This is a genomic window from Streptomyces sp. NPDC090442 (assembly GCF_044769405.1).
Taxonomy (GTDB): domain Bacteria; phylum Actinomycetota; class Actinomycetes; order Streptomycetales; family Streptomycetaceae; genus Streptomyces.
The window spans coordinates 38,379-47,692 of sequence record NZ_JBIVXW010000073.1; the positions used below are offsets into that span (position 1 = coordinate 38,379).

A 9,314-nucleotide genomic window follows, 5' to 3' on the forward strand; every position below is an offset into this window, starting at 1 on the left:
CGGTCAGCGGCTGCGCGGGTCCAGCGCGTCCCTCAGTCCGTCACCGAGCAGGTTGAAGGCGAGCACGGTGACGAAGATCGCGAGGCCGGGGACGATCATGTACTGGGGGTCGACCTCGTAGTACTTGACCGCCTGGGTGAGGGTGCCGCCCCACGACGACTGGGGCGGCTGGATGCCCACGCCCAGGAAGCTCAGCGCCGCCTCGAAGAGGATGTTGGAGGGGATCAGCAGCGTCGAGTAGACGATGACCGGCCCCACGAGGTTGGGCAGGAGTTCCCGGAAGAGGATGAACGGGCCGCGGGCGCCCAGGCCGCGGGCGGCGGAGACGAACTCCCGCTCCCGCAGCGACAGGGTCTGGGCCCGCACGATCCGGCCCATGTAGGGCCAGTTGAAGAAGCCGATCACGAAGATCAACACCGAGATGTGCAGCGGCAGCCCGGAGAGCCCGAACGCGCCGCCCTGGAGCGACGCGGAGATCGCGATGGCGAACAGCAGCAGCGGGAAGGCGAGGAAGACGTCCATCAGGCGGCTGATGAAGGCGTCCACCCGGCCGCGATAGAAGCCGGCGATCACGCCGAGGACGGTGCCGATGGCCACCGACAGCAGCGTCGCGCCGAACGCCACCAGCAGCGACACCCAGGAACCCTCCAGGATCCGGGCGAGCAGATCGCGGCCGAACTTGGGGTCCACGCCCAGCAGGTGGGTAAGGCTCATCCCGCCGAAGTCGCCCTTGGGCAGCGTGGTGTTGGGGTCGATCAGGTCCTGGTGGGGCTGGTTGGGGTCCAGCCCGAACAGGTGCTGGAGCGGGCGGGAGAGGGCGGCGACCAGGATGAGCAGGACGACGACGATGCCGCCGGCCATGGCGACCTTGTCACGGCGGAAGCGCAGCCAGGCGATCTGGCCGAGCGAGCGCCCCTCGATGCGCTTGCTCTCGACGCCTTCCAGCACCGCTTCCGGCTGCGCCTGCGCAGCCGCGCCGGTGGTCTCGATCGGTGCGGTCACGGTGCTTTGAACCCCTCCCGGCCGACGGTGGCCGGCCTGTGCCCGCCGCGGTAGCGGCCTGGTGGTTACCCCACTGGTGCTCACCTGCCGCCATCTCGCACCGTACACAGGCGAGTTGGCGTCGCGGACGGGTCGTCTACTGGCGCAGGGACGCCGGTGGGGATGGCGCTCGTACACAGGACCGAAGTCCTTGGAGCGGGAGTCTTCATCCGAGTTGCGATCACTCACCAGCCCTGGTCGGGAAAGGATGCGCAACTGTGATGTGACCCGCAGCCTTCCGTCATGCGAACAACGGAGCGGTTTGAGCGGTGCACCGGATGGCCGAAAAGGCGTCAACTGCCGGTGGAATAAGGCCAATTCACCGAGGGAAGCAGGCGGGCGCCGGCGGGGGCGCGGGCGCCGCCGGGCTCAGTAGGCGCGGGGGTAGCCGTAGCCGTAGGCGGGTCCGGGAGCCGGCTGGGCGTAGCCGTCGCGGTCGAAGAACGGGCGGGCGCAGGCCCGCATCCACATGCCGACCGGGTCGTACTCGTCGTTCATGGCGACGGTGGACACCGGCAGGCCGTCCGGCACCGCGCCCATCGACTGCTGGATCAGCATCCGGGCGGCGTCCACCGACGGCTGCCCGGTGTCGTAGAGGTCCAGGCCGATCGCCAAATAGGGCGCGCCGAGGGCGGGTTGCACCCAGGCCCGGCGCAACGACCGCACCGGGGGCGTGCGGTGGGCGTGCTGCGCGAGCAGGGCGTAGAACTGGGGGATGTCGATGACCGGTTCGCTGATCCGCAGCGGACCGGCGGGCAGCCGGTCCAGGCCACCGGCGATCCGGCGCAGGTCGAGCCAGGGGACGCCGACGCCGCCGCCGGGGGCGTGCGGGTTGAGCCACAGGCCCCAGCGGTCGGGGAAGAGGGAGGCGGCGATCTCGGGTCCGGTGACGACCTCGTGGTCGCGGGTCCAGCCGGAGGCGGCGAGCTCGGCGGCGGAGGTGACGCAGGGGGCGTAGCCCAGCCCGTCGACCTCCATGTTCCCGTACTGGGCGTCGGGTTGACCGGCCCGGCCGTGCCACAGGAGCATCCAGACCTGCCCGTGCGCGAGGGCACTCAGCATCGCCTCGTAGGCGTCGTAGCGCCCGGGCGAGACCTGCCGCAGCATCTGCTCGACCTGGTCGGCCGCCGCCGCTCCCTGTTGCGCACCCGCGCTCACGTGGTCCGTCCCTCCTCCCGGCCGGGCGCCCGCCCGCCCGTCGTCCCACCAGCTTACGAGTGGTCCCGGGTGTAGAAGGGCCGCACGCGCTCCAGCATCCAGTCGGCGACCGGGTCGCCCTGGGCGACGTCGAGCAGGACGAGCTGGACCGGCCAGGGCACCGGGACCTGACCGAGGGCCTGCCCGAGGGCGGCCAACGCCTCGTCGCGGGCGGTGCCGTCGTGCAGCCGCTCGGGGGCGACGTCGAGTTGGACGCCGACGAAGAGCGCCGGCGTGTCGCCCTCGACGGCGGCCAGCGCGCGGCGGGCGGCCAGCACGATGCCGGCGGCGGAGAACTCCAGGCCGGCGGCGGCCAGGAAGTCCACCGGCTCGTCCTGCCAGTCCGGTTCGAAGAGCCGCACCCGGGCGCCGGCGGTCTGCGGGCCGTCCAGGTCGGTCCGTCCGGAGCGGCACAGCTCGGCGACCGCGGGCGGCGGCAGCGGGACGCCGACGGTGCCGTCCGGGTTGACCGCGAGGCCGACCAGCGGCGGCAGGCCGCGGGCGAACTCCCGGGCGGGCGCGACGGTGTAGGACAGGTGCGCGCCGACGACCCGCCGGAACTCCTGCTCGGAGCTGAAGACCGGGACGTAGGCGGCGCCGCCGATCTCGACGGTCGGCACGTCGAGGCCGGGCGCTCCCAGGCCCGCGCGGTCCGGGCCGCCGCCCTCGGGCAGCGGCACCCACACCCGGCTGCGGCCCAGCACCTCGACGATCCGGCCGCCGGCCTCGGGGTGCCCGACCGAGGCGGCCAGCACCTCCTCCAACTCGTTGGCCGGCCAGGCCGCGTGCGGTATTCCCTCGTCCGGGAAGTTCCCCGGCACCGGACCGCCGTGCTGCGGTTCATTGTCCGGATAGTTCATCTCACCCACCCATTACTGGCCGCGCTGCCCGGCCGACTTCGCAGGGGCGGTCCGCGGGCCCGCCCAGTGGATCAGACCCTAACGGGCGACCTGCGGGTCATCGAAGCCGGTGGCGGGGGTGCGACCGGTCAACCGAAGGTGACGCGCGCCAACTCCCCCGCCGAACGCCGGTCCAGCAGCACCACGGAGCGCACGCCCTTCGGGAGCCGGGCCGCCCCGACCCGGGCCACCAGGCGGCGCACCGCCCGGCGGTGGCGGGCGAAGGCGTACCGCGACACCCCTCGGCCGCGGGCCCGTTGGCCACCGCGGGCCACCACGGGCGGCACGTCGAGGAGGACCAGGTGCAGCCCCCGGCCGCCGCGCCGGGCCGCACGGGCCAGCCAGCGGCGCACCCACGGCCACGTCCCGCAGTCGTGCACCACCACGCTGCCGCCGGAGCGCAGCGCCCGATGCAGCGCGCGGTAGTGCGCGACCCGGACCAGCGGTCGGTAGAGGGCGTAAGGCAGGCGGTGCAGCCGGCCGTCCTCCCAGTGGTCGCGGGCGTCCTGGGAGTCGACGCGGTGCACCGGGGCGCCGCGGTCGTCGCGCGCGGGCACCACCCGTCGCATCAGGGTGCTCTTGCCGCTGCCCGGCAGGCCGGAGACCACGACGAGGTCGCCGGGCGGGAAGCGGAGCACGGGGTGCGGGGGTCGGCCCGGGCCCCGCAGGTCGGTGCAGGGCGGCCGGTCGGCGGGGCGGCGGGGGCGCGGCTCCCTGGGGCCGCGCAGGGCCGGCTCCGGAACCGGGGTTTCCGGGGGCGCGGCCCCCACCGTCCTGACGTCCGTCGCCTCGCCGTGCACCGTGCGCGCCCCTCCCCGATGGCCCCGGACCGGGTTCCGCCCCGGCCTCCCGCAGCCCGTGCAGAGTGTCAAGAAAAGGTAATCCGTAGCAAGGGAGGGTCAAGGAGCGGCAAGGGACACGACCGGAGCGGGGGAGGCCGGCGGGACGTCGCGACCGGGATGACCGGGAACGGAGCCCCGGCCGGGGCTCCTATAACGGGCGATCCCGTGTAATGATGTGGCCGCCACGGGCGGGCTCGAACGTCAACTCGTGGGCAGTCAGCCAATTCCATACCGGCCGCTTGAATCCGCGCGGGAGAGTCCCCGGCCGCCACGGCGGGGCGCCGAAGGAGCAAGTCCTCCCTTGAATCTCTCAGGCCCCTATACCGCGCGGGCGAGGCAGATCTGAAAAGCGAGTCGCGGCCCGGCCGACGGGACGGCTCCACCCAAGGTGCAAACCGGGCCCGTCCGCGGGATCCCGGTGAACCTCTCAGGTTCCGATGACAGATGGGGAGACCGTCTTGTCACCCATGCCCGGGAGCCCGAAAGCGATGACCGAAGCCCCCCGCCGCACCGCGCTGGACGAAACCCACCGCGCGCTCGGCGCGACCATGACCGACTTCGCCGGCTGGGACATGCCGCTGCGTTACAGCAGCGAGCGCGAGGAACACCTCGCGGTGCGCACCCGCGCCGGCCTCTTCGACCTCTCCCACATGGGCGAGCTCACCGTCACCGGCCCGCAGGCCGGCGCCCTCCTCGACCACGCGCTGGTCGGCAACCTCGGCGCCCTGAAGGTCGGTCGGGCCCGCTACACCATGATCTGCGCCGCCGACGGCGGCATCCTCGACGACCTGATCGTCTACCGCCTCGGCGAGACGGAGTTCATGGTCGTCGCCAACGCCTCCAACGCCCAGGCGGTGCTGGACGCGCTGATCGACCGGCAGGCCGGCTTCGACGCCGCCGTCCGCGACGACCGGAACGCCTACGCGCTGCTGGCGGTGCAGGGCCCGGAGTCCCCCGGCATCCTCAAGAAGCTCACCGACGCCGATCTGGACGGGCTGAAGTACTACGCGGGGCTGCCCGGCACGGTCGCCGGCGTCGAGGCGCTGATCGCCCGCACCGGTTACACCGGTGAGGACGGCTTCGAGCTGTTCGTCCGGCCCGCGGACGCGGTCGCCCTCTGGACCGCGCTGACCGCGGCGGGCCAGGACGTCGGCCTGGTCCCGTGCGGCCTGTCCTGCCGCGACACCCTGCGCCTGGAGGCGGGGATGCCGCTGTACGGACACGAACTGACCACCGCGCTCACCCCGTTCGACGCGGGCCTGGGCCGGGTCGTGAAGTTCGAGAAGGAGGGCGACTTCGTCGGGCGGGCGGCGCTCACCGCGGCCGCCGAGCGGGCCGAGCAGTCCCCGCCGCGCAAGCTGGTCGGCCTGGTCGCCGAGGGCCGCCGGGTGCCGCGCGCCGGCTACCCGGTCGTCGCCGCCGACGGCACGGTGATCGGCGAGGTCACCTCGGGGGCGCCCTCCCCCACCCTCGGCAAGCCGATCGCCATGGCCTACGTCGACGCGGCGCACTCCGCGCCCGGCACCGAGGGCGTCCGGGTGGACATCCGCGGCACGCACGAGCCCTACGAGGTCATCGCGCTGCCCTTCTACAAGCGGCAGAAGTAGCGGGCGGCGCCGGCCGGTCCGCGGTGCTCGCCGCGGACCCGCGCCACCGTGCCCGGCGCCACCCGTCTCACAGGGCAAGACCCCATGCACGACCACACCCCCGCGTACAGGAGAATCGAGCCATGGACAACCCCCAGCAGCTGCGCTACAGCAAGGAGCACGAGTGGCTGTCGGCCGCCGAGGACGGCGTCTCGACGGTCGGCATCACCGAGCACGCGGCCAACGCCCTCGGCGACGTCGTCTTCGTGCAGCTCCCCGAGGTCGGGGCCACCGTCACCGCGGGCGAGTCCTGCGGTGAGCTGGAGTCGACCAAGTCCGTCAGCGACCTCTACTCGCCCGTGACCGGCGAGATCACCGAGGTGAACGAGGACGTCGTCACCGACCCCTCGCTGGTGAACTCCGCCCCGTTCGAGGGCGGTTGGCTGTTCAAGGTGAAGCTCACCGGTGAGCCGGAGGACCTGCTCACGGCCGACGCGTACACCGCCTTCACCGCCGGCTGACACCCCGGCCCCGGCCGCCACCGCTCGGCCGGGGCCGCGGCGCCCCGCCCGCTCCGTCACTCTCCAGGAAGTCTCATGTCGCTTCTGAACAGCTCCCTGCACGAGCTCGACCCCGACGTCGCCGCCGCCGTCGACGCCGAGCTCCACCGTCAGCAGTCCACCCTCGAAATGATCGCGTCGGAGAACTTCGCTCCGGTCGCCGTCATGGAGGCCCAGGGCTCGGTCCTCACCAACAAGTACGCCGAGGGCTACCCGGGCCGCCGCTACTACGGCGGCTGCGAGCACGTCGACGTGGTCGAGCAGATCGCCATCGACCGGATCAAGGCGCTCTTCGGTGCCGAGGCCGCCAACGTCCAGCCGCACTCCGGCGCGCAGGCCAACGCCGCCGCGATGTTCGCGCTGATCAAGCCGGGCGACACCATCCTGGGTCTGAACCTCGCCCACGGTGGGCACCTCACCCACGGCATGAAGATCAACTTCTCCGGCAAGCTGTACAACGTGGTGCCCTACCACGTCGACGAGAAGACCAACCTGGTCGACATGGAGGAGGTCGAGCGCCTCGCCAAGGAGCACCGCCCGAAGCTGATCGTCGCCGGCTGGTCCGCCTACCCGCGCCAGCTCGACTTCGCCGCCTTCCGCCGGATCGCGGACGAGGTCGGCGCGTACCTGATGGTCGACATGGCGCACTTCGCCGGCCTGGTGGCCGCGGGCCTGCACCCCTCCCCGGTGCCGCACGCCCACGTGGTGACCACCACCACCCACAAGACGCTGGGCGGCCCCCGCGGCGGTGTCATCCTGTCCACCGCCGAGCTGGCCAAGAAGATCAACTCCGCGGTCTTCCCCGGTCAGCAGGGCGGCCCGCTGGAGCACGTGATCGCCGCCAAGGCGGTGTCCTTCAAGGTCGCCGCGTCGGAGGAGTTCAAGGAGCGCCAGCAGCGCACCCTGGACGGCGCCCGGATCCTGGCCGAGCGCCTGGTCCAGGACGACGTCAGGGAGCACGGCGTCTCGGTGCTCTCCGGCGGCACCGACGTCCACCTCGTCCTGGTCGACCTGCGCGACTCCCAGCTCGACGGCCAGCAGGCCGAGGACCGCCTCCACGAGGTCGGCATCACCGTCAACCGCAACGCCATCCCGAACGACCCGCGGCCCCCGATGGTCACCTCCGGCCTGCGGATCGGCACCCCGGCCCTGGCCACCCGCGGCTTCACGGCCGAGGACTTCCGCGAGGTCGCCGACATCATCGCCGAGGCGCTCAAGCCCAGCTACGACCGCGAGGCCCTCAAGGCCCGGGTCACGGCCCTGGCCGAGAAGTACCCGCTGTACCCGTCGCTGTGACGAACCGGTCACCGGGGCGCCACGGCCCCCGGTGACCCTGCGGCGGGCCGCCCCTCCGCGGCCCGCCGCCGCACCGCGCTCCGGGCCGAACTACCCGGCCCGGAGCAGCCGTTGCCCTCACCGGACCGCCGGCCCGACGCCCCCCGCGCCCCGCCGCCCGTCCGGCTTCGCCCCCTCTGTTCCCCCACCCGCCCTCCCGGTTTCTCCCGGCCGCCGCCTCCCGTCCGGCGGCAATCCCCGGCGGGCGGGTTACGCTCGACAGTCGGGCCGGAAACACCCCGTCCTGCCCCGATCTGCGCAACCGTCCAACCCCGAGCAGACAAGGGAGTACCGCCCCCGTGGCCATCTCCGTCTTCGACCTCTTCTCCATCGGCATCGGCCCGTCCAGCTCCCACACCGTCGGCCCGATGCGGGCCGCCCGGATGTTCGCCCGGCGGCTCAAGAAGGACGGTCTGCTCGCCCAGACGGTCTCGGTGCGCGCCGAACTCTTCGGCTCGCTCGGCGCCACCGGCCACGGCCACGGCACCCCCAAGGCGGTGCTGCTCGGTCTGGAGGGCCACTCCCCGCGCACCGTCGACGTCGAGTCCGCCGACGACGAGGTGGCACGCATCCGCACCAGCGGCCGGCTGCGCCTCCTCGGCGCCGAGATAGGCAGCGCGCACGAGATCGACTTCGACGAGTCCACCGAGTTGATCCTGCACCGCCGCCGGTCGCTGCCGTACCACGCCAACGGCATGACCCTCTTCGCCTACGACGCCGCCGGCGCCCCGCTGCTGGAGAAGACCTACTACTCCGTGGGCGGCGGCTTCGTCGTCGACGAGGACGCGGTCGGCGAGGACCGGATCAAGCTGGACGACACCGTCCTGACCCACCCCTTCCGCACCGGCGACGAACTGCTGCGGCTCTCCCGGGAGACCGGCCTGTCCATCTCCGCGCTGATGCTGGAGAACGAGAAGGCGTGGCGCACCGAGGACGAGATCCGCGCCGGCCTGCTGGAGATCTGGCGGGTCATGCAGGGCTGCGTCGAGCGCGGGATGTCCCGCGAGGGCATCCTCCCCGGCGGGCTGAAGGTCCGCCGCCGGGCCGCCAACGCCGCCCGCGCGCTGCGCTCCGAGGGCGACGAGGCGGCCCGCGCCATGGAGTGGGTCACCCTCTACGCCATGGCCGTCAACGAGGAGAACGCCGCCGGCGGCCGGGTGGTGACCGCCCCCACCAACGGCGCGGCCGGCATCATCCCCGCCGTGCTGCACTACTACGTCAACTTCGTCCCCGGGGCGAACGAGGACGGCGTGGTCCGCTTCCTGCTCGCCGCCGGCGCGATCGGCATGCTCTTCAAGGAGAACGCCTCGATCTCCGGCGCCGAGGTCGGCTGCCAGGGCGAGGTCGGCTCGGCCTGCTCGATGGCGGCCGGCGGCCTGGCCGAGGTCCTGGGCGGCAGCCCCGAGCAGGTGGAGAACGCCGCCGAGATCGGCATGGAGCACAACCTCGGGCTGACCTGCGACCCGGTCGGCGGCCTGGTCCAGATCCCGTGCATCGAGCGCAACGGCATGGCCGCCGTGAAGGCCGTCACCGCGGCCCGGATGTCGCTGCGTGGCGACGGCCGCCACCACGTCTCCCTCGACAAGGTCATCAAGACCATGAAGGAGACCGGCGCCGACATGAGCGTCAAGTACAAGGAGACCGCCCGCGGCGGCCTCGCGGTGAACATCATCGAGTGCTGACCCACGGCACAGCGCGCCCCGGGCGCCGGCGGGAGTTCCTCCCCGTCGGCGCCCGGGGCGTTTGCGCCGGGCCGCCGCCCTAGGGCGCTTCTGACGGATCTCCGTGGAGGAAGGAGCGGCGTCTGGTGCGTGCGATCGCAAGGCGCCGGGATGTCTTCATAGCGGAGCTATG

8 protein-coding genes and 1 riboswitch are annotated in these 9,314 nt (G+C 72.9%); of the genes, 4 read left to right on the top strand and 4 right to left on the bottom strand.

The window, feature by feature from the left end; genetic code table 11:
- Nucleotides 1–3: 3 nt before the first annotated feature.
- The 4 genes from ACIQU6_RS35825 to ACIQU6_RS35840 all read right to left on the bottom strand — a co-directional run bounded on the left by ACIQU6_RS35825 (nt 4) and on the right by ACIQU6_RS35840 (nt 3,937).
- Nucleotides 4–1,002, bottom strand: a complete 999-nt coding sequence (locus tag ACIQU6_RS35825) for an ABC transporter permease (RefSeq protein WP_403485907.1) — start codon at nt 1,000–1,002, stop codon at nt 4–6.
- Between the two features lie 408 nt (nt 1,003–1,410).
- The gene (locus ACIQU6_RS35830) at nt 1,411–2,199 is read right to left on the bottom strand and encodes an enhanced serine sensitivity protein SseB C-terminal domain-containing protein (RefSeq protein ID WP_403485908.1); all 789 of its coding nucleotides are present in this window, start codon (nt 2,197–2,199) and stop codon (nt 1,411–1,413) included.
- 53 nt (nt 2,200–2,252) lie between these two features.
- Nucleotides 2,253–3,098 carry an enhanced serine sensitivity protein SseB C-terminal domain-containing protein gene (locus ACIQU6_RS35835; protein ID WP_403485909.1) on the bottom strand — a complete coding sequence of 282 codons (846 nt, stop codon included), beginning with the start codon at nt 3,096–3,098 and terminating at the stop codon, nt 2,253–2,255.
- A gap of 128 nt (nt 3,099–3,226) precedes the next feature.
- A complete protein-coding gene (locus tag ACIQU6_RS35840; RefSeq protein WP_403485910.1) occupies nt 3,227–3,937 on the bottom strand; it encodes an AAA family ATPase in 711 nt (236 codons plus the stop codon).
- Between the two features lie 282 nt (nt 3,938–4,219).
- Nucleotides 4,220–4,315, top strand: a riboswitch (glycine riboswitch).
- A gap of 152 nt (nt 4,316–4,467) precedes the next feature.
- On the opposite strand from ACIQU6_RS35840, the gene gcvT reads away from it, so the two are divergent.
- The 4 genes from gcvT (at nt 4,468) to ACIQU6_RS35860 (ending at nt 9,142) form a co-directional block, all read left to right on the top strand.
- A complete protein-coding gene (gcvT, locus tag ACIQU6_RS35845) occupies nt 4,468–5,586 on the top strand; it encodes a glycine cleavage system aminomethyltransferase GcvT (RefSeq protein ID WP_403485911.1) in 1,119 nt (372 codons plus the stop codon).
- Between the two features lie 122 nt (nt 5,587–5,708).
- A complete protein-coding gene (gene gcvH, locus ACIQU6_RS35850) occupies nt 5,709–6,086 on the top strand; it encodes a glycine cleavage system protein GcvH (RefSeq protein WP_403485912.1) in 378 nt (125 codons plus the stop codon).
- A gap of 75 nt (nt 6,087–6,161) precedes the next feature.
- Entirely contained in the window at nt 6,162–7,421 is a 1,260-nt protein-coding gene (glyA, locus tag ACIQU6_RS35855; protein ID WP_403485913.1) for a serine hydroxymethyltransferase, read from the top strand.
- A gap of 338 nt (nt 7,422–7,759) precedes the next feature.
- Complete coding sequence (locus tag ACIQU6_RS35860; RefSeq protein ID WP_403485914.1) at nt 7,760–9,142, top strand: L-serine ammonia-lyase; 1,383 nt, start codon at nt 7,760–7,762, stop codon at nt 9,140–9,142.
- Nucleotides 9,143–9,314: the final 172 nt, after the last annotated feature.